Consider the following 24,554-nt stretch of genomic DNA (forward strand, 5'->3'; position numbering starts at 1 on the left):
TGCATTCAGCGTCATTTGCTCCAGTAGATCCGCTACGACAGCTGCATCGATTACCTCGTTGCTTGTTACGCAAATCGCACGTATCTGCATTGCGCAGCCGTAGCCCATGGCTTCACTTCCTGGGTTGCACAGATCGCTTATTCCACCCGAGGCGCGTGTTTGCTCGCGTGAGCGATGGCCCCGGAGTCTGCCTGGCAACTGGCCCAGGTGCGTTGTAGAGATTCAAAAAAATAGCGGTCAGCGCTTTATCCATAAGCACCAGCCGCTATTTCCATGCATTTCCTGATGGGGCGGGGCATTGCCGCCCCGCCGTCAGGTGCAGGATCAGAACAGATCCATGGGCAATGCCATTACGCTGGCCGCGCCGTTGATCACAGCATCGGCCTGACCGGACACTCGGGTCAGGATATGTTCGGCATAAAACTGTGCCGTGGCCAGCTTGGCCTGCATGAAGGCCGTGTCCTGGCTCTTGGCCAGCAGCTCCTGCGCAGCCAGCACCGAGCGGCCCAGCTGCCAGCCGGCGATCAGATTGCCGGTGAGCATCAGATAAGGAACGCTGCCGGCATAGGCTGCATTGGGGTCGGCCTTGGCCTTGGCCACGATGAAGTCCACCACCTGCACAAAGGCCTGACGGGCCTGGGCCAGATTCCTCGCGACTGCCTTGGCCGTATCGGTACCGCTGGCGATGAGAGCCGCTTCGGTCTTCTCGATCTGGGCGGCAATGGCCTTGGCGGTCCGGCCGCCATCACGCGCGGTCTTGCGGCCGACCAGGTCATTGGCCTGGATGGCGGTCGTGCCCTCGTAGATGGTCAGGATCTTGGCGTCGCGGTAGTACTGGGCGGCGCCGGTTTCCTCGATAAAGCCCATGCCGCCATGCACCTGTACGCCCAGGCTGGTGACTTCCAGGCTCATTTCGGTGCTGTAGCCCTTGACCAGGGGCACCATGAATTCATAGAAGGTCTGGTTGGCCTGACGCACTTCGGCGTCCGGGTGGTGGTGGGCGGCATCGTAGGCGGCAGCGGCGGTGGTTGCCATGGCGCGGCAGCCCTCGTTGCTGGCACGCATGGTCATCAGCATGCGGCGCACATCGGGGTGGTGGATGATGGTGGCGCTGGCCTTGACCGAGCCGTCGACGGGGCGGCTTTGCACGCGTTCCTTGGCGTAGGCCACGGCGTGCTGGTAGGCACGCTCGGCGACGGCCAGGCCCTGCAGGCCCACGGCATAGCGCGCTGCGTTCATCATGATGAACATGTATTCGAGGCCGCGGTTTTCCTCGCCCACGAGGTAGCCGATGGCTCCCCCGTTGTCGCCAAATTGCAGCACGGCCGTGGGCGAGGCCTTGATGCCCATCTTGTGCTCGATGCTGACGCAGTGCACATCGTTGCGTTTGCCCAAGGAGCCGTCCTGGTTCACGAGGAACTTGGGCACGACAAACAGGCTGATGCCCTTGACGCCCTCGGGCGCCCCCGCCACGCGGGCCAGCACCAGGTGGACGATGTTGTCCGCCATATCGTGCTCACCATAGGTGATGAAGATCTTGGTGCCGAAGACCTTGTAGCTGCCGTCGCCCTGAGGCTCGGCCCTGGTGCGCACCAGGGCCAGGTCGGAGCCGGCCTGGGGCTCGGTCAGGTTCATGGTGCCGGTCCATTCGCCAGTCACGAGCTTTTCCAGGTAGGTGGCCTTGAGCTCGTCGCTGCCCGCTGTCAGCAGCGCCTCGATGGCACCGTCGGTCAGCAGCGGGCACAGCGCAAAGCTCAGGTTGGCGCTGTTGAGCATCTCGATGCAGGCCGCGCCAATGGTCTTGGGCAGGCCCTGGCCGCCAAAGTCGGCAGGATGTTGCAGACCCTGCCAGCCGCCTTCGGCGTACTGCTTGAAGGCATCGGCAAAGCCGGGCGTGGTAGTGACCACACCATCCTTGAAGGAAGAGGGATTGAGGTCGCCGGGAACATTCAGGGGGGCGACCACGCCTTCGCAGAGCTTGGCGCATTCTTCGAGAACGGCCTGCGCGGTCTCCAGCCCCGCATCTTCAAAGCCGGGAATCTGGGCGACCTGCTCGATCTGGGCCAGATGCTCCATGTCGAACAGCATGTCTTTGATGGGCGCTTTGTAGGTCATCGTCTCTGTTTCCTTGAATGCTGGCCCGGCTGGCTGCCAGACCTGGGTTGTGCCTTGGATTGTTGGGGATGTTGCCTGCCACGGATGGCAGGGGCTTCCCTCGACTTCATGTCTGGCGCCTGGCAAGAATGTCAGGACCTCGCATTGGTTTGACGTTTACGTAAACGGAATGATTTTAGAGGCTGTGACGGGCTTGCCGCAGTCGCAGACGCGCAATATGGTGGCCAACGCTTGCGGCAAGCTTTCAATCAAATAGAAACTTTGAAGTAAATTTTTTTTGACTCGGTATTTACCCGTGGTGTCGCGTAAAGACAAGAGAGCGGCGCTCTCGGGAAATGTCCTGGAGCCGAATTCCCATAAATTCAGTCCAGTCTGAATGGAGGAATACCGGGGATATGGCCTAAGTCATTGATTCGTATTGCTTCTGTTCGAGGTGAGGCGGTGTGCCGTATCACCTTTTGATTGGTATCTGACTGGGAGTTTGTATGGCTAAAGTAATCCGTTATCACGAAGTTGGCGGCCCCGAGGTGTTGCGACAGGAAGACATTGAAGTCGGCCAACCCGGTCCAGGTCAGGTCCGTCTCAAGCAGGGCGCTGTGGCCTTGAACTTTGCCGATACCTATTTCCGCTCCGGTCTGTATCCCGCTCCTTTGCCCGCGGGCGTGGGCAGCGAGGCTTGCGGCACGATCACGGCCGTGGGCGACGGCGTGACGGATTTCAAGGTTGGCGACCGCGTGACCTATACCGGCGCGCTGAACACCATCGGCGCTTACGCCACGGAGCGCCTGATTTCTGCTGCCCCCCTGATCCGTCTGCCTGACAACATCAGCTTTGAAACCGCAGCAGCCATCACCATGCGTGGACTGACGGCGGCTTACCTGATGCGCCGCATCTGGGACTTCAAGAAGGGCGACACCATCTTGCTGCATGCTGCAGCCGGTGGCGTGGGCCTGCTGGTGTCGCAGTGGGCAAAGCTGGAAGGCCTGAACGTGATCGGCACAGTCTCCAGCGATGCCAAGGCCGAAGTGGCCAAGGCCAACGGCTGCGTTCACACCATCAACTACAGCCACGAAGACGTGGCCAAGCGCGTGCGTGAGTTGACAGACGGCGTGGGCGTGAATGCCGTCTTCGACAGCGTGGGCAAGGACACTTTCGAGGGCTCGCTCAACAGCCTGAAGGTGCGCGGGCTGATGGTCTGTCTGGGTACGGCTTCGGGCTCCATTGCGCCATTCAACCCGCAGATTCTGGCCGGCAAAGGCTCGCTCTTCCTGACGCGTCCTGCATCGGCGCATTACATCGCCGACCCCGCGGAGCGTGCAGAGCTGGCCAACGAACTGTTCGCCCATGTGGCCGAAGGCCGTATCAAGGTGGACATCAGCAAGCGCTATGCGCTGGAAGACGCCGTTCAGGCTCACCGCGATCTGGAAGCCCGCAAGATTGTGGGATCGGCCATCTTCACGCTCTGAGATACCAAAGGCAGCACTTCTGTATGAAAAGGGCTGAGCCATTCAGCCCTTTTTTGCATCAACCCCGGTGATTGCCCAAAGAAATAAATGCCATGACTCAAAGCTCTGCTGCAACGACATTGCAGGTCGACTTTTCGCTGGACCTGATCTGCCCCTGGTGCTGGATCGGTCAGCGCAATCTGCTGGCCGCCCGTGAGATGCTGCTGGCCAGATATCCCGACCAGCAGCTTGCAATCCATTGGCATGCAGACACTCTGCTGCCCCATATCCCGGAGCATGGAGTGCCTTACCAGGCCTTCTACGAAGCCAGGCTGGGCGGTCCCAGGGCCGTGGAGGTTCGCCGTGCCCAGGTGCGCTCGGCGGCCCATGCGGCGGGCCTGCAGATCAATCATGCGCTGATTGAAACCTTCCCCAGCACGCGCCTGGTTTGTGCGTTGGTCAACTACGCCCAGACTCTGCTCGATGGTGAATCCATGATCCGTTTTGTGGAGTCCATCTTTGCCGCTTACTTTGTGCAGGGCCGCGATATAGGCTCGGTCATGGTGCTGCAGCAGCTGGCGCACTCGGCAGCACTGGACTGGAGTCCTTCCCGCTTTGATGCGCTGCGCTACCAAAGCGAGGCCGGCCATACCGGCGGCGTGCCGCATATGGTGTTCAACCAGCGTCTGCAGGTGACGGGCGCGGTGGCGCCCGCGGAGCTGCTGCGCGCCATGGAGCATGCCCGTGTTGCCGACAGCATCTTCGCCTGATACCGCATTGCTGGCCGCCGGTGCCGTGCGGGATTTGCCGCCTGGCGGGCGAAAGTTGGTCTTCACGCCTGGTGGCCAGAGCATCTTGCTGCTGAATGTCGAAGGCGAGTTCTATGCCTTGGAGAACAGCTGCCCGCATGCGGGTGCCTCCATGGCCGGCGGCAATTGCGATGCCCATGTGCTGAGCTGCCCCGCGCATGGACTCAAGTTCGATATCCGCAGCGGCAAGTGCACGGCATCGCCGCAGATGACGATTCCTCTCTACGAAGTTCTTGTCAGAGAGGGACTGCTCTGGCTCAAACCGCCTGACAACTGCTGATAAACCATCGAGCGCTGATGTGCATAGAAGAAGGCCCGCAGATTTTCTCTGCGGGCCTTCTTCTATGGTTTCAGGATTGATGTCCTCTGGCCGGCAACCGGCAGGCGCCGGTTGCCATGGATTGGACTCAGAACGTGTGGCGAATGCCGATGTCAAAGCCCGAGGCATTGCCGCCAGCGACTGGAATCGGGCCTTGCAGCGCGCCCGTGGCCACCGGCAGGTTGATGCTGCCGCGGTTGTCTACATAGGCATAGGTGCCGTAGAGTGCGGTGCGCTTGGAGAGGTTGTGCACATAACCCACTGCGTACTTGTTGGAGCTGCTGCCGCTGTTGTCATTGCGGTTCAGGCGCATGAAGCTCATGGGGATATTGCCGTTACCGACCTTCCAGATGGCACCCAGCTGCCAGTAGCGTACATGGTCGGCATTGTCCAGACCTGCCAGGCGGTTGCCAGTGCGGTGATCGGCAGCCAGAACCATGAGGCGGTGGCCCTCCCAGAGGTAGGATGCGGCGGCATTGATCTGTCTGTAATCGTCGGCCGTACGGTTCTTGGTGGACGTGATGGCGACGGCTGCATCCCAGTTGTCGCCTCCATAGCCCAGGCGTGCACCATAGACGCGGCCGTCCTGGCGGTTGGGGCCGGCATCGTTTTCACCGAATGCAGTCATCAACTGATAGAACAGGCCTTTGCAACTGGAGCTGGAGCAGCCGGGCGAGAAGTAGCCAATGCTGTTCGATGCCCGAAAGCCCGTCACAGTGGTGCCGTGCAGCACATGCAGGCTCATGCCCACGCCCAGGCGAAAGGGGTCGTAGTTGAACATGTTCCAGAAGGCGGGCACATAGTCGCGGCCCAGGCGTACCTCGCCCCATTGCTTGCTCTGCAGATAGACCAGGGCCTTGCGGTTGAAGCTCAGACCGTTGCTGCTGCCTGCCCCCGAAGGCTGGTTGTTGGTGTTGGAGGCCTGGCCGGTGCCGTTGTCGGTATTGAGACCCGCTTCCAGATCAAAGCCGGCGGCCAGACCGCTGCCGAGATCTTCACGGCCCTTGAAGCCCAGGCGGCTGGCCTGATTGCCGCTGGAGGTCAGCATCTGACGCGAGCCTGCGCCAGCGCCGCGGTAATTGGATACGGCCATATCCACCACGCCATAGACCTGCACAGAGGATTGTGCCGAGGCTGCCAGCGGCGCCAGCGTGCATGCGAGAGCGCTCAGCGCATTGAAAGCCATTTTTTTTTGTAGTCATTCATGTCTCCTTGAACCGTTGAAAAAAGATGCCTGGTGGCAAACCGACGAAAAACACAGCAGGGCAAGGCCGGGCCTGGGGATGGGTTAGGGCGCAGGCAAGCCCCCAGCTCTAATCCCGCCAAAGGACTGGAGCCGGGTGCGGCCGCCCACGGTGCCAAGGGTGGGCACCGGGCAGAGGTCTTGAATCAGATAAGTAATGGAGCAGCTTGAGGGCAACTGCTCAAGGACCCGGGCCTCAGTTTTCGGGCTTGTAGCCTATGGACTTGAGCAGGGCTGCCTGCTTGCGGCTGGCCTCTTTGAGGTCGGCCGTCATTTCTGCCGTGGTAAGAGGCTGGCCGGGCTCCATGCCCACCGTGGCGAGCTGTTTGAGCACGGCCTCCTTGCGGAAATGTGCCAGCGCCACGTCCCGCAGCTTCTGCTGGATGGCTGCCGGGGTTTGCGGGTGGGACCACAGGGCAAACCAGCCTGGTTTGGAAAGCTGGGGGTAGCCCAGCTCCGTGAAGGTCGGCACCTCTGGCAAAGTCTGCAGGCGGCTCGGGTAGACGACTGCCAGCGCCTTGATCTTGCCGCTGCGAATCAGGGGTAGCGAAGTGGTGACGCCATCGAACATCACCGGGATATGACCTCCCATGAGGTCCACCAGCGCAGGGGGCGAGCCCTTGTAGCCCACATGGCGCATATTGATCTTGGCCAACTGGCCCAGCAGCATGCCCGAGGTGTGACCTTTCAGGCCCGTGGCGTAGGAGGCAAAGTCCACGCCGTCGCGTTGCTGTCTGGCGTAGCTGATGAATTCGGGCAGGGTCTGGAACGGCAAATCCTTGTTGGCGACCATGACCAGTCCGGTGCGTGTGAGCTGGGCCAGCGGCGTCAGGTCCTTGAACGGGTCGAAACTGACTTTCTGGGCCAGGGGCGCCTCGCTCAGTGCTCCGTCCTGAATTACCAGAAAGGTGTAGCCGTTTTTGCCATGGGACTTGAGGTCCTGGATGCCGATGGCCCCCGAGGCACCGGGCTTGGACTCCACGATCACGGGCTGCTTGAGCTCTTGCTGCATGCCCTCTGCCAGCAGGCGGGCCAGGGTGTCAGCCGTGCCGCCGGCAGGCCCGGTGACGATCAGGCGTATGGGCTTGGTCGGCCAGTCCACGGTCTGCTCGGCCTGTGCGGGCAAGGCCAGGCTGGCGGCCACGGCCATGACGGCCAGGCCTAATTTCCGGCGCAGTGCGCAGGCTGTCGCGGTGCGAGAACCTGCGGTGTCCACTGAATTGCGTGAGGCGGGTGTCGTTGCCTTCATTGCTTGTCTCCTTCAATGGGGAGATCTGGCTCCCCATCTGCGCGCACCTTTTATATATTGTGGGTGGCTGCGCATTCATCGTGATGGTCTTCGGGCGGTTCAGGCCGTTGGCTCGGGCTGTCGGGCTTCGATCCGAGCCTGCAAATCCTCGATCAGCTGTTTTGCCTGCGGCCAGGGGCCATGGCCCGAGGCCGGGTTCAGGTGGCCCTGGGAGCCCAGCTCCACCAGCTCGCTCCCCCAGTCGCGCGCAAAGCCGCGCGCGCGCTCCAACGCGGTCAGCGGGTCATTGCTGCTGGCTGCCAGCAGTGTGGGAAACGGCAGGCGCTGGCGCGGGATGGGCGTCCAGCCGTGGGCTGCCAGCACATCCTTGGGGGGGGTAGCCGGCAGGCATCTGGGTTTCCACATCGGCGGGGGCGGCCAGCAAGGCTCCTAGAATGGGACGGGCTCGGCGCAGCGCCCAGTGCGCGACCATCATGCAGCCGGCGCTGTGCGCCACGATGATGACGGGGCCGTCGATGCTGTCCAGTGCACGGTCGATCGCGTCCAGGCGGGCATGGCAGCTGAGCTTGTCCTGCTCCAGCGGTGGAACGGTGACGCAGGGGACGGACTGCGCAGTCAGCTCCTTTGCCAGCAGCGTCTGCCAGTGCTCTTCCACATGGTCGCGCAGGCCGGGGATGATGAGAATCGTGTGCTTCAAGGTCATCTTCTGTCTCCTGGCTCAGTCCGTGGGGCCGCCGATGATGGCGGTGCGTTCCATCTTGCGGTGGCAGGGCTGGTAGTCCATCACTGCGTAGTGCTGGGTGGAGCGGTTGTCCCAGAAGGCTACGCTGTTTTTGCTCCATTTGAAGCGCACCTGGTACTCGGGAATCATGGCCTGGCTGGTCAGGTAATTGAGCAGTTGCGAGGAACCGGGCGATTTGTCCAGGCCGAAGCGCACATTGGCGGGTGTGTTGTAGTTGGTGAAATGGGTGGTGAAGCTGCTGTTGACGAACAGAATCTTCTCGCCGGTTTCGGGGTGGATGCGGACCACGGGGTGCTCGGCGTCGGGGTATTGGGCCTTGAGTGTCAGACGCTTTTCGATAGGCATGACGGCACCAAAGCTCGCTTCGATGCTATGGCGGGCACGCAGATGCTCGATCTTGACCTTGATGTCGTCTGGCAGGTTCTCATAGGCCATCACCATGTTCACCCACATGGTGTCGCCGCCCACTGGCGGGCATTCAACGCAGCGCAGCACGCAGCCCATGGGGGGCTGCTCGCGCCAGGTGGCATCGGTGTGCCATGAGTTTTCGTTGCGGTCCAGAGGGTTGTCGGGGGTCTTGTAGATCTGCACCAGGCCTGGGTGCTCGGGGTGGCTTCCCACCACCGGGTGGTCTTCCAGCTCGCCAAATTTGCGGGCAAACGCCACATGCTCGGCGCGTGTGATGTCCTGGTCGCGGAAAAAGATCACGCGGTGCTTGAGCAGTGCCTGGCGGATCTCGGCCATCAAGCCTTCGTCCTCGGCGGCCGCTCCCAGGTGAACGTTGGACAGCTCCGCACCGATGGAGCAGGTCAGAGGATTGACTTCCAGCGAGCGGGTCAAAGAGCTGGAGCGGATAAGGGCGGGTGCTGCGCCAACCTCGTTTTTCATTGGGAAGTCTCCTTATAGAATCAATGTCGCCAGTGTGAAAACTCCCCTCGATCGGCGCTTGTCATTACATGACTGGTGCTTTGCAATTAGTGCCAAGTTAGTGAAACCCCATGGCCTCTCTCGTTCGCGCCGCCTGCTTGACCAATTACGCCGAAGTCGCCCAGGCTTCGGGACTGAATGGCGCGCGCATGCTGCTCGATGCCGGCCTGAGCCCCGGTGTGCTCGACGAGCCGGATCTGATGATTCCGGTGGACAAGGTGGGGCGTTTGCTGCAGGCCTCGGCCACGCAGTCGGGCAATGAAAGCTTTGGTCTGTGCATGGCGCGCTCGCGCCTGCTGTCCAATATGGGGCCGGTGGGCCTGCTGATTCGCGATCAGGCTACGCTGCGCGATTCGCTGAACCTGCTGGTGCGTCATCTGGCCCTGCTCAACGGCGCCATGACGCTGGAGCTGGACGAGCAGGCCGACACGGTGCTGATCCGTGAGCTGTTGCTGGCCGGCCGTGCCCATGAGCCTACGCGCCAGCGCGTGGAGCTGGCGCTGGGCGTGATGGTGCGCGCCATTCGGCAGCTGATAGGTCGCGACTGGCAGCCTCGCATGGTGTGTTTCGAGCACGCCGCGCCCAAGGACCTGAGCATGCATCACCTGATGTTCGGCCCGCGCGTGGAGTTCAATCAAGAGTTCAACTGCATTGTTTGCGTCAAGGCCGATCTCGATACGCGCAACGAATTTGCCGACCCTGCCATGGTGCGCTATGCCCAGAAGCTGCTGGAGTCCGTGGCTCCCATGAGCGAGGAAGCAGTGCTGGACGATGTGCGCCGCACCATCTTGCTGCTGTTGCCCAGCGGGCGCTGCAGCATTGAGAAAGTCAGCGAGCACCTGGGTGTGGTGCCACGCACCATTCAGCGCCGGCTGACGGAAAAGGGGCAGAGCTTTTCCTCGCTGATGAACGATATCCGCAAGGAGCTGGCCGTGCGCTATGTGTTCGAGAGCAACCGCTCTCTGACCGAAGTGGCCGAGCTGCTGGGCTTTACGGCCCCCAGCAGTTTTTCACGCTGGTATCAGAGCCAGTTCGGCAGCAGTGCCAAGGACAGCCGTGCCAAGGCGCAGACCGAAGGCACGGGCGGCGCATAAAAAAGCGGGCCGTAAGGGCCCGCCAAACACACTACCAAAGTGCCACCCCAGGGAGAGGGCGGCTACGCCAGCGTCCTTCAGTTGCTGGCGATTCGGAGCTTGCTCAGAATTTTGCGGTTCTGCTCCACCGTGTTCAGCATTTTTTGTTGCAGCTCCGTCATCGTGCTGGGCTGGGGGGCGTCAAAGCCCTGGGTTTTGAGCTGCGCCTGAAACTTGGCGGATTGAGTCACCTTGTCCATTTCCTGGCGCACCTTCTGGATCAGGGCCGGGGGCGTGCTGCTCAGCACGAACAGTCCCACACTGGCATCGGGCAGTACAAAGTCGGGCATGTTCTGCTCGGCAAAGCTGGGCACGTCGGGCAAAAGGCGCGAGCGGTTGGGCGAGACCACGCCCAGGGCCTTGACCTTGCCGGCCTTGACCAGCGGGGCTGCATTGGTCACCACTTCAAAGGTCAGCTGCACCTGATTGCCGATCAGATCGACGATGGCAGGGGCCGAGCCTTTGTAGGGCACGGCAGTGATATTGCCGCCGCTTTTCTTGCTCAGCAGCTCACCGAGCATGTCGGAGCGGGTGCCGGGGCTCAGGTTGGCGATATTGATCGGGCTGCTGCTCTTTTGCGCATAGTCCAGCACCTCCTGAATCCTGTTGGGCGGGAAGCTGTTGTTGGCCACCAGCATATGCACCATGGACGCCACATCCGAGACATAGGTGAAGGTCTTGTGCACATCGAAGGGCGTCTTCACGGTGAGCGGAAAGTCGGTCCAGATGCTGGAGGGCGCAATCATCAGCGTATGCCAGTCGGCAGGTGCATTCATCACGGCGCGCTCGGCAATCACGGCCGATCCGCCGGGTTTGTTGTCGACGACCACGGGCTGGCCCAGATTGGTCTGCAGATGATCGGCCACCAGGCGCGCCACACCATCGGTGATGCCACCAGGAGGCGCAGGAACGACGAGGCGGATGGGTTTGACGGGCCAGGCGGATGCGGGGGTCTGAGCCTGTACGGCGGTGCTGGCCATTACGCCGACGCAAAGAATTGCGGCGCAGGAACGCAGGGTTCGAGGAATGTTTCGCATGTGTTGCTCCCTAAATGGAGTTGCTCAGATGGTGCTGGCGGGAGAGTCTGTGACCCGCCCATCTTCAAGAACGCAAGCATTCAGCGCTTGTCTTGCTGCGGCGCTATCGGCCCTGGCTCGCAAGACGCGAATCACGGGCATCACTTGCGGGCCGGGTGGTCCAGCAAAATTCACAGCGGTTGTCATTGATGTCTCCTGTCGTTTTTCATGGGGGCAGACATTCGGCATGACGCCGATCTCTGTCTCGCAGGGGGCAGACCCAACGAATAGGTGATCCGCTGAATCTGCCAGCATGTCCCTGCGCTCTTGTGCTTGGGGTGTAGGAATGCACCAATTCATGATGGAGGTCCGCAAGTCCGGTGACTTGGCGTTTCATGCCTGCGACTTCGCATTTGATGACTGCAGTACTCCGCACTTACCCGATGTAGGGCTGCAGCCTGCATGGCTTCGATGCGTGCTTGAGGCGCGGTATGGGCGCCTTGCAATCGGAGCCGCTAGGAGGGGGAGGTCGCAGGTTGCCGATGGTGCGCGGCAGTCGCCTGGACTTTTGCAGTGCATGAGCCGATGTCGTCTCTCTGTTGCCTGAGCCAATCACCTTCAGGCATGGTTTGCTGGTCTTGTCGCGTTTGAGAAAGCGCGTGTCTTGAAATGCAAAGTGGCATCTCGTACGGCATTTGATACTGGCTTCACGCATCGGCAATGGCCTGAAATCGGCTGATGCAGTTTGTCCAGACACTGATTTCTCGCACTCAAACCGGAGACAACAACCATGAACTTTCTTGACGGTCACCTGTATCCCGAAAACCAGCAACCGCTGATCATCACTGCTGCTCCCTACGCTCCGGGCTGGATTCCCTCGGACTTCCCCGAGGACATCCCCATCACCATGGAAGAGCAGATTCAGAAGGCCGTGGACTGCTATGAGGCCGGCGCCACCGTGCTGCATCTGCATGTGCGTGAAGACGACGGCAAGGGCAGCAAGCGTCTGTCCAAGTTCAACGAGCTTATTGCCGGTGTGCGTGAGCGTGTGCCCGAGATGATCATCCAGGTCGGCGGCTCCATCAGCTTTGCGCCCGAAGGCCCGGACGGCGAAGCCAAGTGGCTCTCCGACGATACCCGCCATATGCTGGCCGAGCTGACACCCGTGCCCGACCAGGTGACGGTGACCGTGAACACCACGCAGATGAACGTGACCGAGCATGCCGGCGAAGACGACTTCCGCGGTGTCTCGCGCGGCTTCCCGCATCTGCACAAGACCTACAAGGACATGATTGTTCCCTCGAACCCCAGCTTCGTCGAAGAACATATCCGTCGCCTGTCCGAAAAGGGCATCCAGAGTGCCTTCCAGGTCTACAACATCAACAGTTTCGAAACCATAGAGCGCATGATCCGCCGTGGCGTTTACAAGGGGCCGCTGGTCATGAACTGGGTCGCCATCAGCGGCGGCATGGACCAGGCCAATATCTACAACCTGGCCAATATGCTGCGCGCCGTGCCCGACAACGCCATCGTGACGGTGGAAAGCTCGGTGCTGAACGTGCTGCCCATCAATATGATCGGCATGGCCCTGGGTCTGCATGTGCGCTGCGGTATCGAAGACGTGCTGTGGAATCAGACCCGCACCGGCAAGATGAGCACCGTGGAGCAGATCAAGCAGCTGGTGCGCATTGCGGGCGAGTTCGGTCGCCCGATTGCCACGGCCCAGCAGGCCCGCGAGATCAAGCAGATCGGCGTGTTCTACGAAACCGCCGACGAAACCCTGGCCAAGAACGGCTTCGCACCCAACCGCAAAGGGGCCAACCAGGGCTTTCTGCGCAAGCCCATGGATGCTGTGGCCTGAGTCTCAAAGCCCGGGTGACCGGGCCCGGCTGATCTAGCCGCTGTGCTTTTGTCACGCTTGCCTGGTGGATGCGTGGCCAAGCGCCTGCCACCGCCGACTTCCTTGAGAAGTCGGCTTTTTTATTTCTCTGGATTCAAGCCCGCAGATAAAGGTCTTCGCCGCGCACGTTGCGCTCCTGCAGGATTTCTCCGACCGCCAGCAGCTCATCCAGATGCTGGGAAATGCTGCGCGTCTCGGCCCCCTGTACCCAGGGCGCATCAAAGCCTTGCGGGTAGAGCAGGCGCTGCTCCACCATCTGCGAGAGCGTCATGGGCCGCTGCGCCAGCCATTCGAGAATGCGCGCACCGCGCTCGTCAATGACCGCAGCAAAGCGCTTGAGGTCTCGAATAAACGCCTCGCGTTCCGTGTAAATGCCCTTGTGGTGCGAGGTCACCCAGACCCGGGCATCGATCTCGGGCAGCCGCGCCAGGCTGCGGCGAAAGTCCGTCAGACAGGAGCAGGCATCGCCGTAATAAGGGCCGAATCCTGTCAGGTCGATATCGCCGATAAAGGCAACACCTTCGGGCTCGATCAGCAGCACGGTATGGCCTGCCGTATGGCCAGGCATATGAATGGCGCGAATCTGCGACTGACCCAGCTCCCAGACGGCTCCATCCTCGTAGCCCCTGGCATCGGGTCTGGGGGCGTAGAAGAATTCGCTCTCCAGCTTGCTGCGCATGATGCCGGCCTGAGCCGAATCAGCCCAGCCAAAGGTGGCAACCAGGCCCTCCCAGCTTTGCAAGGCCGCCAGATCGCCCGCGTGAGCAAAGACCTGCGCGTCTGGTAGGCGGTGCAGGCCGGCCATATGGTCCTCATGCACATGACCCATCACCACCAGCTCGGTGGCATCGAACTCGGCCCCGATATGGTTGGCAACGATAGGCGTATCCAGCGCTGCCAGCGTATCGCTGCCGCGAGTCATGACCTGGTTGCCGTCCGGATACTTGCCACCCTTGGCGCCGCGAAACACCGTCACGCGGCCAAACTGGTGGCGCTGTATGTCTGTCTGGGCTGTGTCGATGGGATGCATCATGGTCTGAGTGGAGGAAAGTGAAGCCGGCTTCTGCGAAGATTAAAACCTTGGATGTATTTGCGCTGTCACCACAGCGCTTTGAAAGACGAGTCGGAGATGACCCAACAAGACAAACAGGCTCAGGAAGCCCATCTGATCGAGCACCCCATCAAAAGCGAGCTGGTGCACCAGGGCAGTTTTCTGCAGGTGAGGCTCGATACCGTGCGTCTGCCTCATGGCGGGCAGGCCACGCGCGAGTATGTGGTGCACCCCGGCGCCGTGGTGGTGATAGGCCTGCTCGACGATGGCCGCGTGCTGCTGGAGCGGCAGTTTCGCTACCCCGTGGGCCGGGTCATGACGGAGTTTCCTGCAGGCAAGCTCGATGCAGGCGAGCAGCCGCTGATCTGCGCTCAGCGCGAGCTGCTGGAGGAAACCGGCTACAGCGCGCGGGAATGGGCCTATGCCGGCCCCATGCATCTGGCGATCGGCTACTCCGACGAAGTCATTCACATCTTCTTCGCGCGCGGCCTGACTGCGGGCGAGCGCCAGCTCGATGCCGACGAGTTTCTCGATGTCTGCAGCATGACGGCTGATGAGCTGCTGGACGGCGTGCGTAGCGGCCAGGTCACCGACGCCAAGACCCTGAGCTGCTGCCTGTGGCTGCAGAACGTGCAAAGCGGTGCCTGGCCTCTGGAGTGGAAGCCAGCTTGATTTTTTGATAGCTGCTTGCGTATATTGGCAATGGGTTTCAGCTATGAAAGTTCCTGAAATTCATAGCAGTCAGGCGCTGGCTGCTTCTTTTTCGGGATTGCCTGATGCCTATCAGTGTTTGTCGTCGGGTGATGACAGGCGCTGCATGACCTTCCTATAAACTGGTGCCATGCACCATGGCGTACCACCTCTATTTGAGGGTTGCCGTCTGAAGCGGTGTTCAGGAGTGTTTCATGGAATCGTCAGAGCTTGAGGATGACAGCGTTTTCGAGAGTGCGGCCGAGCTGTTCAAAGCCATGGCTGCGCCCATGCGGCTGAAGATCATCAGCGCGTTGTGCAACGGAGAAAAAAAACGTCTCCGAGCTGCTGGCTTCCATAGACACGACTCAGCCCAATATGTCTCAGCATCTGAACACGTTGTACCAGTCCGGCATTCTGGGCCGCAGGCGCGAAGGGGTCAGCATCTACTACTTCATCGCCAACGAGAAGGTCGTCCATATGTGCCGCACCATCTGCGTGCAGATTGCCATCGAACAGAACTGACGGCTTGAGCCCAAAAGAAGAAAAGGCGCACCAGGCGCCTTTTTTCATGGCCGTATGTGGTTCAGGGCTTGAGATAGACAAAGCCTTCTTTGGCCTGCAGGCGTGCGACTTCGGCCACACCGGAGGGGACGACCGAGGCCTCCATCAGCAGGCTTGAGGCATCGAGCTTGCGCGTTTGCAGCGTGTTGTTGCAGACCTTGAACTCCACGCCGCGCCCCACCAGTGCGCTGACCTGGCCGCTGAACTCGCGGCCCTTGCTGTCCTTGGCATTGTTCAGCAGAAAGTCTATGCCTGGGCCATGGGTGACCACCACGATCTTGTCCGTGGGCGAGGCATTGAGTTCGTTATTGATATTGGCGAGTATGGCGGCCGCTGTCTCCACGCCGGTGTTGACGTGATAGACCACTTTCACATCCTGAGCGGCGGCAATCGCCGTACACAGGGCAAAGCTCAGGGCAATGAACTGGCGCTTCATGGAATGTCTCCTGTGGTGTCTATGGGAATCAGGGAAGATGCCCTTGGTTAAATATTGCCACTTGCTTATATTAACGATGACGCAAACATTCAAAAATAGGGCAAGCGCTAGTGGCGACATGCAAGCATGACGCGCTGCCCATGCAAGGGAGACAAAGCCATGACAAGCTGGGCAGGAGCTGCGCTGAGGAGCTTTGTGTGGGCAGCGATTGCAGCGACAGGTACAGCGGCCGCGCATGATGCAGCCCCCAGGTCGCTCATTCCGCAAGCGGTCAGCGCGCCCGTGATGGAGTTGCAACAGGTGGCTGCCAATGTATTTTTTGTGCAGGGCGTATCGGCGCTGGGCAGCCCGGCCAATCGTAACTTCATCTCCAATGCGGGCTTTGTCATCACCCATGACAGCGTGGTCGTGATCGATGCGCTGGGTTCGCCCGCACTGGCCGAGGAGCTGGTGCAGAAAATCCGTACGCTGACGCCCAAGCCCATCAGCCATGTGCTGCTGACCCACTATCACGCCGACCACATCTATGGCCTGCAGGTGTTCGAGGCCCTGGGCGCAAAAATCGTGGCCCATGCCCAGGCGCGTGAATACATCAACTCAGAAACCGCGCATCTGCGGCTTGAGGCTTCGCGCAAGGACCTGGCGCCCTGGGTCGACCGGAGCACGCGCCTGGTGCCCGCGAATCAATGGGTGTCGGGTGATAGCTCCACGCTGAAGGTGGGGGGCGTGGACTTTGTGCTGCAGCATATGGGGCCCTCGCATACGCCGGAGGATACGGCCATCTTCCTGCCGCAAAGCGGCGTGCTCTTCATCGGCGATGTGGTGTTTCGCAACCGCATTCCCTATGTGGGCCAGGCCGACAGCCGCCACTGGATTGCCGCGCTGGATGAGTTGCTCAAGCTCCCCGTCAAGGTCATGGTGCCGGGCCACGGCCCGGCCTCCGAGCAGCCGCGCCAGGACATGCAGCTGACGCGAGACTATCTGCACTATCTGCGCGAGGCCATGGGCAAGGCCGCAGCCAACCTCGACCCGTTTGACGAGGCCTATCAGGCGACGGACTGGTCCAGGTTCTCGGCTTACCCGCTGTTCAAGGAAGCCAATCGCATGAATGCCTACAACACCTTTTTGCTGATGGAGCAGGAAAAGCCGTGATGGAAACAGCCAGCTCCTTTCGTGCCCGCAGAAGACTGTGCTTGCAGCTGCTGCTGGCGGGGGTGGCCCCGGCGTGGGCGGCGCTCGATGCCTCTGAGCGCCTGCTGCCCACCAGCCAGAGTCTGCAGCACGACCTGGCCTTGGCGCTGGCCCGCAAGCAGCCGTTGGTGGTGATGGCAAGCCTGCATGGCTGCCCGTTCTGCAAGATCGTGCGCGAACATTACTTGCTGCCGTTGCAACAGTCCGGGGCTTTGGTGACTCAGATTCATTTTCTGTCACGTGAGCCTTTGCAGAGCTGGGATGGCACGGCGACCACGCATGACGACATGGTCAGGCAACTGGAGATCGAGGTTGCTCCCACCGTGCTTTTTCATGGAGCAGGACGACGGGAAGTGGCTGATCGCCTGATTGGCAGCTCCATCCCCGATTTTTATGGCGCTTATCTGGATGAGCGCATGAAGACTGCCCGGGCAGCGGTGCAGGGGCGTTGAGCCGGGTATGGGTATCGCTGTTCCTGTTCGGGAATAACGAGGGTTAGCGCGGGATCTCAAATCTGACGAGCTGTTGGATACTTTAAATAACAACATGCTTATATATAAATATAAGGAGACCAAGCGATGAAGACTGCATCCTGGCTGGGTGGCTTGACAGTGTTGCTGGGGCTGGCTGTTCCTGCACTGGCGCAGGCGGATCAGGCGCTGGCGCAGAAGAACGCCTGCATGGCCTGCCATGCGGCGGACAAGAAACTGGTAGGCCCGGCGTTCCAGGATGTGGCCAGGAAATATGCGGCCCAGGCCGATGCACAGGCCTATCTGGTCAAAAGCATCAAGGCCGGTGGCTCCGGCAAATGGGGGCCGGTGCCCATGCCCGCCCAGCCAGCACTCAGCGATGCGGACACCCAGACGCTGGCGGCCTGGATTCTCAAGGGTTCCAAATGAAACAGGCGTGTCGTGCTTTCCCGGTAAGCGCCACCAACGATCAAAGAGAGAGCTTATGCAAAGCCAGTTGATGGGCAAGGTGCGCAAGGCACCCGAAAACTTTGTGCGGGCGGACGATGTAGGTACGGTGTTTGCCGAAGCCAGGGCAGGTCGGCGTGACTTCATTCGCGGGGCTTTCGCGGCCGCGGCAGCCAGCGCTGCAGCTGTCCATGCGCAGGAGCGGCAGGCCGTGAGCGGCGATGGGGACCCGAATATTCTGGAGCTGCCCGCACACAGCAAGGGCCTGGGCCAGCCGGTGGTCACCGACGGCTACGGCAAGCCTTCCAGGTACGAGGCCAATGTGCAGCGTCGCCAGAGCCCGGGTCTGACCCAGACCAAGCAGGCCTCGGTATCGTTTGCGCCGCTGCAGTCGCTGTTCGGCATCGTCACGCCCAGCGGTCTGCATTTCGAGCGCCACCACCAGGGCTGGTGGGATATCGACCCTTCCAAGCACAGGCTGATGATCAACGGCTTGGTGAAGAATCCCAAGGTCTTCACCATGGACGAGATCATGCGTCTGCCTTCGGTGTCGCGCTTTCATTTCATAGAATGCGGCGCCAACACCGGCATGGAGTGGGGCAATGTGGCCGTGCCCACGGTGCAGTACACACACGGCATGCTGTCGTGCAGCGAGTTCACGGGCGTGCCCCTGATCACCCTGCTGGAGATGGCCGGTGCCGATCTGAAGAAGGGCAAGTTCATTCTGGCCGAGGGGGCGGATGGCTCGTCCATGACGCGAACCATCCCCGTAGAGCTGATTACCTCGGGCGAAGTGTTGGTGGCCTACGGCCAGAACGGCGAGATGCTGCGGCCCGAGCAGGGCTATCCGCTGCGTCTGGTGGTGCCGGGCGTGCAGGGCGTGAGCTGGGTGAAATACCTGCGCCGCATCGAGGTGGGCGACATGCCTTATGCAGCCAAGGACGAGGCGATCCACTATGTGGACCTGATGCCCGATGGACAGCACCGTCAGTACTCGAGCATTCAGGAGTGCAAGAGTGTGGTCACCACGCCGTCCGGCGGCCAGATGCTGCTGGACAAGGGTTTCTACAACATCACGGGCCTGGCCTGGTCGGGGCGCGGCAAGGTCAAGCGCGTGGATGTGAGTGTGGATGGCGGTCGCAACTGGCGCACGGCCCGGCTCGAAGGGCCGGTGATGGGCAAATGCCTGACGCGCTTCAACCTGGACTGGGTCTGGAATGGCGAGGAATGCATCATCCAGAGCCGCGCCATGGATGAGACCGGCTATGTGCAGCCCAGCTACCAGCAACTGCGTGCCGCGCGCGGCACGCGCTCCATCTATCACAACAATTCCATCCAGTCCTGGGCGGTACGTGCCAACGGGGAGGTCGCGAATGTTCAGCTTGCATAAACCTCTGCTCCTGCTGACGCTGCTTGCCATGGGCGTGGCCGCCGGGCCCGCTGCAGCGCAGAGCAAGTCTGCCGAAGACCGCTATCCCGGCGTGGGCCGCAATGCCACGGGCAAGGAGGTTCTGGCCTGGGATATCGATGTGCGCCCTGACTTCAAGGGGCTGCCCGCAGGCTCGGGCTCGGTGCAAAAAGGCATGGATGTGTGGGAGGCCAAATGCGCGTCCTGCCATGGGGTGTTCGGCGAATCCAACGAGGTGTTCAGCCCGCTGGTCGGCGGCACCACGGCCGAGGACATCAAGACCGGGCATGTGGCGCGGCTCAAGGATCCGGCCTTTCCGGGCCGCACGACCCTGATGAAGGTGGCCACGGTGTCCACGCTGTGGGATTACATCAATCGTGCCATGCCCTGGAATGCGCCCAAGTCGCTGTCCACCGAAGAGGTGTATGCCGTCACGGCCTATCTGCTCAACCTCGGTGGCGTGGTGCCCGAGAGCTTCACGCTCAGCGATACGAACATTGCCGAGGTGCAGCGGAAGCTGCCCAACCGCAACGGCATGACGACCCGGCATGCTCTGTGGCCCGGCAATGAGTTCGGCAAGAGCACCAGGCCCGATGTGCTGGCCACTGCCTGCATGAGCAACTGCGGCCCCGAGCCCAGGCTGCGCTCGGCCTTGCCCGAGCATGCCAGCAACAACCACGGCAATCTGGCCCAGCAGAACCGGCTGGTCGGTGCCCAGCGCGGCATCGAGACCGATGGCGGTGCAAGCAAGGCGGTCAAGCCTGCGGTTGACAGGAAATCGGGCAGTGCGGCACCGACGGCCTTGCTGGAGAAGAACGCCTGCATGGCTTGCCACGGCATGGTGCAGAAACTCGTCGGCCCGGCCTTCAGCGAAATTGCCAGCAAGCACGGTGGCCAGCTGGACTATCTGGCAAACAAGATCAGGGTCGGAGGCTCCGGCGTCTGGGGATCAACACCCATGCCACCCCAGCCCAATCTCAGCGATGCTGATGCCAAGGTGATTGCCCAGTGGCTGGCGGCGGGCGCCAAGCCCTGATGCAGCTTGTGTCGTGCGACTGTGAAATGAATGAAAAGGAGACAAAGATGAAACGTAGAGACGCCCTCAGGAACAGTGCGGCCGTGCTCGGCATGCTGGTGGCCGCCGGCCTGCTGCCGCAAGCAGCGCAGGCTGCCTATAACAAGACCGCTTTCGATGCCAAGACCGTGGCCGATGTGCTCAAGGCCATGGGAGCTGCTGCGCCTGCCGAGAGCAAGGACGTGACGCTGACGGCGCCCGACATCGCCGAAAACGGGGCCGTCGTGCCCCTGGGCGCAGCGACCAGCCTGCCCAATGTGAAGCAGATGCTGGTGCTGGTGGAAAAGAACCCCAACACGCTGGTTGCGGCCTTCACCGTCAACGAGGCGCTGGAAGCCAACTTCCTGACCCGCGCCAAGCTGGGGCAGTCCTCCGATGTGTATGCCGTGGCCATCACCAATGACGGCAAGGCTTTCTATGCCAAGAAGGAAGTCAAGGTCACCCTCGGTGGCTGCGGCGGTTGATTGCAAAAAGTCATCTGAAACAGGAGAAGAACATGGCTGATCCAATGCGTATTCGTGCCCAGGCTGCAGGTGACAAGACCACCGTGCGCGTGCTGATGTCCCATGAAATGGAGACCGGCCAGCGCAAGGATGCGGAAGGCAAGACCGTGCCCGCCTGGTTTATTCAGGAGGTGACGGCCGCGCACAACGGCAAGCAGGTGCTGCAGGCTGAGTGGGGGCCCGCGGTTTCCAAGAACCCGTTTCTGCAGTTCGTGGTCAAGGGTGCCAAGGCTGGCGACAAGATTTCGGTGAGCTGGAAGGACAACAAGGGCGAGACCCGAACCGATGAAGCGACCGTGAGCTGAGCACGGCAGAGACAGCGGCTGGCCGCCGGCCAGCCTTCACCCAAGTCCAGAATCAATCAAAAACAGAGAGGTGCCCCATGAGACATTCCTCCCCGGGCCAGGCGGCTGCCGCCGTGCTGGCCTTGTGCATGGCCGCGCCGGTGCTGGCGCAAAAGTCCACGGCCGACGGCATTGCCGAGTACCGCGAGATGCTGCAGGACGGCAACCCTGCCGAGCTGTTCGAGATGAAGGGCGAGGAGCTGTGGAAGCAAAAGCGCGGCCCCCGCAAGGCGTCCATGGAGCAGTGCGATCTGGGCAAGGGGCCGGGCGTGGTCAGGGGTGCCTTTGTGGAGCTGCCGCGCTATTTTGCCGACACGGGCAGGGTGCAGGATCTGGAGTCGCGCCTGCTGACCTGCATGGAAAGGCTGCAGGGGCTGGACGCGCAAAAGATTGCGGCAACAGCGTTCGGCAAGGACGAGCAAAAGAACATGGAAGGGCTGGTGGCCTGGATTTCATCGCAGTCCAAAGGCATGAAGTTCAACCTGCCCCAAGGCCATGCGCAGGAAAGGCAGATGTACGAGGCGGGCAAGCGCATGTTCTATATGCGCGGCGGCCCGCATGACTTTGCCTGTGCCTCCTGCCATGGTGCGGATGGCAAGCGAATCCGCATGCAGGATCTGCCCAATCTGACCAGGAACCCCGGGGCTGCGGAAGGCTTTGGCGCCTGGCCCGCCTATCGGGTTTCATCAGGCGAGCTCTGGAGCATGCAGCGCCGCCTCAACGACTGCTTCCGTCAGCAGCGCTTTCCCTATCCAGGTTACGCCAGCGACGTGACGGTGGCGCTGGGGGTGTTCATGGGCGTCAACGGCAAGGGCGGGACGTCAACCGCACCGGCCATCAAGCGATAAGGAGGCCCTATGCGCAAGCAAAAACACATGCCGTACCTGGCCGTGGCCGCATCGTTGCTGGTGCTGGGCTGTGCCTCCGTCGACGGGGCGGCGGACATCGATGCCTTGACGGCCAGGATGGTGCAGACCTCTTTCCGCGACCAGGGCATCGCCAAGGTCGATCGCCTGCAGCAGGACGAATCGAATGCGGCCTGCAGCGCTGCCGATGCATCCGGCAAGCCGTTGGCACCTGCACGTGCGCAAGCCATCGAAGCTGCCAATCTCAAGACCGTCAAATGGCCTCAGGATGGCAAGCTGCTCGGCGACTGGAAGGAGGGCGAAAAGATCGCCCAGAACGGTAGAGGCATGACCTGGAGCGACAAGGCAGGCAGCGCCAATGGCGGCAACTGCTACAACTGCCACCAGATCAGCAAGGAAGAAATCTCCTTTGGCACGCTGGGCCCCAGTCTCTACAACTATGGAAAGATTCGCGGCATCAAGGATCCGTCTAGCCCCGAATCCAGAGCCATCGTCGAGTACACCTGGGGCAAGATCTGGAACGCCAAGGCCTACAACGCCTGCTCGGGCATGCCCCGCTTCGGTCACTCCGGCATCCTCACCGAAGCGCAGACACGAGATCTTGTCGCCTTGCTTGTCGATCCTGCCTCTCCCGTCAACAAATAGCTCCCTCTGAGCGGCTATGCCGCTTGCCCCTCTCTCGCATTGCTTCGCAATTCGAGAGGGGATGACCCTTCGCACCCCTTGCCTGGCGTCTGCCAAGCAGTTGCGGCGCGCAGCATTACGCACACAACTTATGCAAATTCGGATCGGGCAGGGTAGAAATGCCCGTGCTTGCCTCCTTGTTTGCATAGGTACCAACGGATATCAGCATGAGTCTTTCCAAACGCGAATTTCTGCAAGTGCTGGCAGCAGCCAGTGTCTCGGGCATGGGATTGCAGCGCTATGCCTACGCCGATCAGTCGCTGGCCGACAAGGCCTTGTATGAGGTGGCGCCGTTCGGCAATGTGTCCCTGTTGCATATGACGGACTGCCATGCTCAGCTCAACCCGATTCACTTTCGCGAACCCAGTGTCAATCTCGGTATTGCTGCGATGAAGAACCAGCGCCCGCATCTGGTGGGCGAGCATCTGCTGCGCTCCGTGGGCATCAAGCCAGGCACGGCGTCGGCCCATGCCTTCAGCTATCTGGACTTCGAGGCGGCGGCCAGGCGCTACGGCAAGGTGGGCGGATTTGCCCATCTGTCCACGCTGGTCAAGCGCATGCGCGCCTCGCGTCCTGGCGCACTGCTGCTGGACGGCGGCGATACCTGGCAGGGCTCGGCCACTTCGCTTTGGACCAATGCCCAGGACATGGTGGATGCCTGCAAGCTGCTGGGCGTGGACGTGATGACGGGCCACTGGGAATTCACCTACGGCATGCAGCGCGTGCAGGAGATCATCGACAAGGATTTCGGCACGCAGCTCGACTTTGTGGCACAAAACGTCAAGACCGCCGATTTCGGCGATCCGGTGTTCAAGCCCTATGTGATCCGCGAGATCAACGGCGTGCCCGTGGCCATCATCGGCCAGGCCTTTCCGTACACGCCGATCGCCAACCCGCGCTACATGGTGGCGGACTGGAGCTTCGGCATCCAGGACGACAATCTGCAGAAGATGGTGGACGAGGTTCGCGCCAAGGGCGCCAAGGTGGTGGTCGTGCTCTCGCACAACGGCATGGACGTGGACCTCAAGATGGCTAGCCGCGTGCGCGGCATAGATGCCATCCTGGGCGGCCACACGCATGACGGCATGCCAGTGCCCACGCTGGTGCAGAACGCAGGCGGCAAGACCATAGTCACCAACGCGGGCTCGAACGGCAAGTTTCTCGGTGTGCTGGACTTTGATGTGAGGGACGGCAAGGTGCGTGGCTTCCAGTACCGCCTGCTGCCGGTGTTCGCCAACATCCTGCCTGCCGATGCCCAGATGCAGGCACTGATCACCCGGGTGCGTGCGCCCTATGAAAGCCGGCTGGGCGAAGTGCTGGCGCGCACCGACGGCACGCTGTACCGCCGTGGCAACTTCAACGGCACGGGCGACCAGTTGCTGCTGGACGCCATGATGGAGGTGCAGAATGCGCCGATTGCCTTCTCGCCGGGCTTTCGCTGGGGGACATCGTTGCTGGCCGGGCAGGACATCACGCGCGAATGGCTGATGGACATGACGGCCACCACCTATTCCTATGCCACGGTGACCGAGATGACGGGCGCCACGATCAAGACCGTGCTCGAAGACGTGGCCGACAATCTCTTCAACCCCGACCCCTACTACCAGCAGGGCGGCGACATGGTGCGCGTGGGCGGCCTGCATTACCAGTGCGACCCGGCGGCCGGCGCGGGCCGGCGCATCAGCGACATGCGCCTGAACGGTCAGCTGCTGGAGGCCGACAAGAAATACAAGGTGGCCGGCTGGGCGCCCGTGGCCGAGGAAGCCAGGACGGCCGGCAACAAGCCGATCTGGGAGCTGGTCGAGCCCTGGCTCAAGGACCGCAAGACGCTCGGGCCGCGCAGGCTTGACGAGCCGAGACTGATCAATGTCGGCGGCAACCAGGGGCTGGCCAAGGCCTGATGAAAGCCGATTGGAAAGCCGATTAA

23 protein-coding genes and 2 pseudogenes are annotated in these 24,554 nt (G+C 61.5%); 17 read left to right on the forward strand and 8 right to left on the reverse strand.

What is annotated here, in order from left to right; translation table 11 throughout:
* Positions 1–324: 324 nt before the first annotated feature.
* Positions 325–2,115: an acyl-CoA dehydrogenase gene (locus tag V8Z78_RS12125; RefSeq protein ID WP_046460847.1), complete on the reverse strand. Its 1,791-nt coding sequence runs from the start codon at positions 2,113–2,115 to the stop codon at positions 325–327.
* 485 nt (positions 2,116–2,600) lie between these two features.
* Here V8Z78_RS12125 and V8Z78_RS12130 point away from each other — a divergent pair, with 485 nt between their 5' ends.
* From V8Z78_RS12130 to V8Z78_RS12140, 3 genes are all read left to right on the forward strand, one after another.
* The gene (locus tag V8Z78_RS12130) at positions 2,601–3,581 is read left to right on the forward strand and encodes a quinone oxidoreductase family protein (RefSeq protein ID WP_003062779.1); all 981 of its coding nucleotides are present in this window, start codon (positions 2,601–2,603) and stop codon (positions 3,579–3,581) included.
* A gap of 92 nt (positions 3,582–3,673) precedes the next feature.
* Positions 3,674–4,330, forward strand: coding sequence for a DsbA family protein (locus tag V8Z78_RS12135; protein WP_349731436.1), 657 nt, complete (start codon positions 3,674–3,676; stop codon positions 4,328–4,330).
* Entirely contained in the window at positions 4,299–4,649 is a 351-nt protein-coding gene (locus V8Z78_RS12140) for a Rieske (2Fe-2S) protein (protein ID WP_050788931.1), read from the forward strand. Before V8Z78_RS12135 ends, V8Z78_RS12140 begins: the two co-directional genes overlap by 32 nt.
* Before the next feature lie 127 nt (positions 4,650–4,776).
* Here the strand turns inward: V8Z78_RS12140 and V8Z78_RS12145 are convergent, their stop codons facing one another.
* From V8Z78_RS12145 to V8Z78_RS12160, 4 genes and pseudogenes are all read right to left on the reverse strand, one after another.
* Positions 4,777–5,874, reverse strand: coding sequence for a porin (locus tag V8Z78_RS12145; protein WP_349731437.1), 1,098 nt, complete (start codon positions 5,872–5,874; stop codon positions 4,777–4,779).
* A 253-nt stretch (positions 5,875–6,127) separates the two neighbouring features.
* Positions 6,128–7,180, reverse strand: coding sequence for a Bug family tripartite tricarboxylate transporter substrate binding protein (locus V8Z78_RS12150; protein ID WP_349731438.1), 1,053 nt, complete (start codon positions 7,178–7,180; stop codon positions 6,128–6,130).
* A 99-nt stretch (positions 7,181–7,279) separates the two neighbouring features.
* Positions 7,280–7,883 (reverse strand): annotated as a pseudogene (locus V8Z78_RS12155) (RBBP9/YdeN family alpha/beta hydrolase).
* Positions 7,884–7,898: 15 nt separating this feature from the next.
* Positions 7,899–8,810 (reverse strand): TauD/TfdA dioxygenase family protein, encoded by a 912-nt coding sequence (locus V8Z78_RS12160; protein ID WP_349731439.1) that lies wholly within the window; start codon positions 8,808–8,810, stop codon positions 7,899–7,901.
* A 110-nt stretch (positions 8,811–8,920) separates the two neighbouring features.
* On the opposite strand from V8Z78_RS12160, the gene V8Z78_RS12165 reads away from it, so the two are divergent.
* Positions 8,921–9,943 carry an AraC family transcriptional regulator gene (locus V8Z78_RS12165; protein ID WP_349731440.1) on the forward strand — a complete coding sequence of 341 codons (1,023 nt, stop codon included), beginning with the start codon at positions 8,921–8,923 and terminating at the stop codon, positions 9,941–9,943.
* A gap of 77 nt (positions 9,944–10,020) precedes the next feature.
* On the opposite strand, the gene V8Z78_RS12170 is transcribed toward V8Z78_RS12165, so the two are convergent.
* Positions 10,021–11,019: a Bug family tripartite tricarboxylate transporter substrate binding protein gene (locus V8Z78_RS12170; RefSeq protein ID WP_349731441.1), complete on the reverse strand. Its 999-nt coding sequence runs from the start codon at positions 11,017–11,019 to the stop codon at positions 10,021–10,023.
* Positions 11,020–11,788: 769 nt separating this feature from the next.
* Between V8Z78_RS12170 and V8Z78_RS12175 the strand changes: the two genes are divergently transcribed.
* A complete protein-coding gene (locus V8Z78_RS12175) occupies positions 11,789–12,859 on the forward strand; it encodes a beta-keto acid cleavage family enzyme (protein WP_012838850.1) in 1,071 nt (356 codons plus the stop codon).
* 133 nt (positions 12,860–12,992) lie between these two features.
* Here the strand turns inward: V8Z78_RS12175 and V8Z78_RS12180 are convergent, their stop codons facing one another.
* Positions 12,993–13,931 carry an MBL fold metallo-hydrolase gene (locus tag V8Z78_RS12180; RefSeq protein ID WP_003062796.1) on the reverse strand — a complete coding sequence of 313 codons (939 nt, stop codon included), beginning with the start codon at positions 13,929–13,931 and terminating at the stop codon, positions 12,993–12,995.
* A gap of 96 nt (positions 13,932–14,027) precedes the next feature.
* On the opposite strand from V8Z78_RS12180, the gene V8Z78_RS12185 reads away from it, so the two are divergent.
* Positions 14,028–14,621 carry an NUDIX domain-containing protein gene (locus V8Z78_RS12185; RefSeq protein WP_046460158.1) on the forward strand — a complete coding sequence of 198 codons (594 nt, stop codon included), beginning with the start codon at positions 14,028–14,030 and terminating at the stop codon, positions 14,619–14,621.
* 233 nt (positions 14,622–14,854) lie between these two features.
* Positions 14,855–15,164, forward strand: a pseudogene (locus V8Z78_RS12190) (ArsR/SmtB family transcription factor).
* A gap of 61 nt (positions 15,165–15,225) precedes the next feature.
* Here V8Z78_RS12190 and V8Z78_RS12195 read toward each other — a convergent pair.
* Positions 15,226–15,639 carry a DsrE family protein gene (locus V8Z78_RS12195; protein ID WP_046460159.1) on the reverse strand — a complete coding sequence of 138 codons (414 nt, stop codon included), beginning with the start codon at positions 15,637–15,639 and terminating at the stop codon, positions 15,226–15,228.
* 159 nt (positions 15,640–15,798) lie between these two features.
* Here V8Z78_RS12195 and V8Z78_RS12200 point away from each other — a divergent pair, with 159 nt between their 5' ends.
* From V8Z78_RS12200 to soxB, 10 genes are all read left to right on the forward strand, one after another.
* The gene (locus tag V8Z78_RS12200; RefSeq protein WP_087863735.1) at positions 15,799–16,791 is read left to right on the forward strand and encodes an MBL fold metallo-hydrolase; all 993 of its coding nucleotides are present in this window, start codon (positions 15,799–15,801) and stop codon (positions 16,789–16,791) included.
* Complete coding sequence (locus tag V8Z78_RS12205; RefSeq protein WP_349731442.1) at positions 16,791–17,282, forward strand: thioredoxin domain-containing protein; 492 nt, start codon at positions 16,791–16,793, stop codon at positions 17,280–17,282. The genes V8Z78_RS12200 and V8Z78_RS12205 overlap by 1 nt, the downstream gene beginning before the upstream one ends.
* Before the next feature lie 126 nt (positions 17,283–17,408).
* Entirely contained in the window at positions 17,409–17,729 is a 321-nt protein-coding gene (locus tag V8Z78_RS12210; protein WP_012838844.1) for a c-type cytochrome, read from the forward strand.
* A gap of 55 nt (positions 17,730–17,784) precedes the next feature.
* Positions 17,785–19,137: a sulfite dehydrogenase gene (gene soxC, locus V8Z78_RS12215; protein WP_179626394.1), complete on the forward strand. Its 1,353-nt coding sequence runs from the start codon at positions 17,785–17,787 to the stop codon at positions 19,135–19,137.
* A complete protein-coding gene (locus V8Z78_RS12220) occupies positions 19,121–20,191 on the forward strand; it encodes a c-type cytochrome (protein ID WP_349731443.1) in 1,071 nt (356 codons plus the stop codon). Before soxC ends, V8Z78_RS12220 begins: the two co-directional genes overlap by 17 nt.
* Positions 20,192–20,238: 47 nt before the next feature.
* Positions 20,239–20,694, forward strand: a complete 456-nt coding sequence (gene soxY, locus V8Z78_RS12225; RefSeq protein ID WP_034361536.1) for a thiosulfate oxidation carrier protein SoxY — start codon at positions 20,239–20,241, stop codon at positions 20,692–20,694.
* A 32-nt stretch (positions 20,695–20,726) separates the two neighbouring features.
* On the forward strand, positions 20,727–21,038 hold the full coding sequence (gene soxZ, locus V8Z78_RS12230) for a thiosulfate oxidation carrier complex protein SoxZ (protein ID WP_003053938.1): 312 nt from the start codon (positions 20,727–20,729) through the stop codon (positions 21,036–21,038).
* A gap of 77 nt (positions 21,039–21,115) precedes the next feature.
* On the forward strand, positions 21,116–21,925 hold the full coding sequence (soxA, locus tag V8Z78_RS12235) for a sulfur oxidation c-type cytochrome SoxA (RefSeq protein WP_046460163.1): 810 nt from the start codon (positions 21,116–21,118) through the stop codon (positions 21,923–21,925).
* 9 nt (positions 21,926–21,934) lie between these two features.
* On the forward strand, positions 21,935–22,588 hold the full coding sequence (soxX, locus tag V8Z78_RS12240) for a sulfur oxidation c-type cytochrome SoxX (protein ID WP_003062816.1): 654 nt from the start codon (positions 21,935–21,937) through the stop codon (positions 22,586–22,588).
* Positions 22,589–22,794: 206 nt separating this feature from the next.
* Positions 22,795–24,528 (forward strand): thiosulfohydrolase SoxB, encoded by a 1,734-nt coding sequence (soxB, locus tag V8Z78_RS12245; RefSeq protein ID WP_179626391.1) that lies wholly within the window; start codon positions 22,795–22,797, stop codon positions 24,526–24,528.
* Positions 24,529–24,554 lie beyond the last annotated feature (26 nt).

Origin of the sequence: Comamonas sp. wu1-DMT, from assembly GCF_040187805.1 — a bacterium.
GTDB lineage: Bacteria > Pseudomonadota > Gammaproteobacteria > Burkholderiales > Burkholderiaceae_C > Comamonas > Comamonas thiooxydans.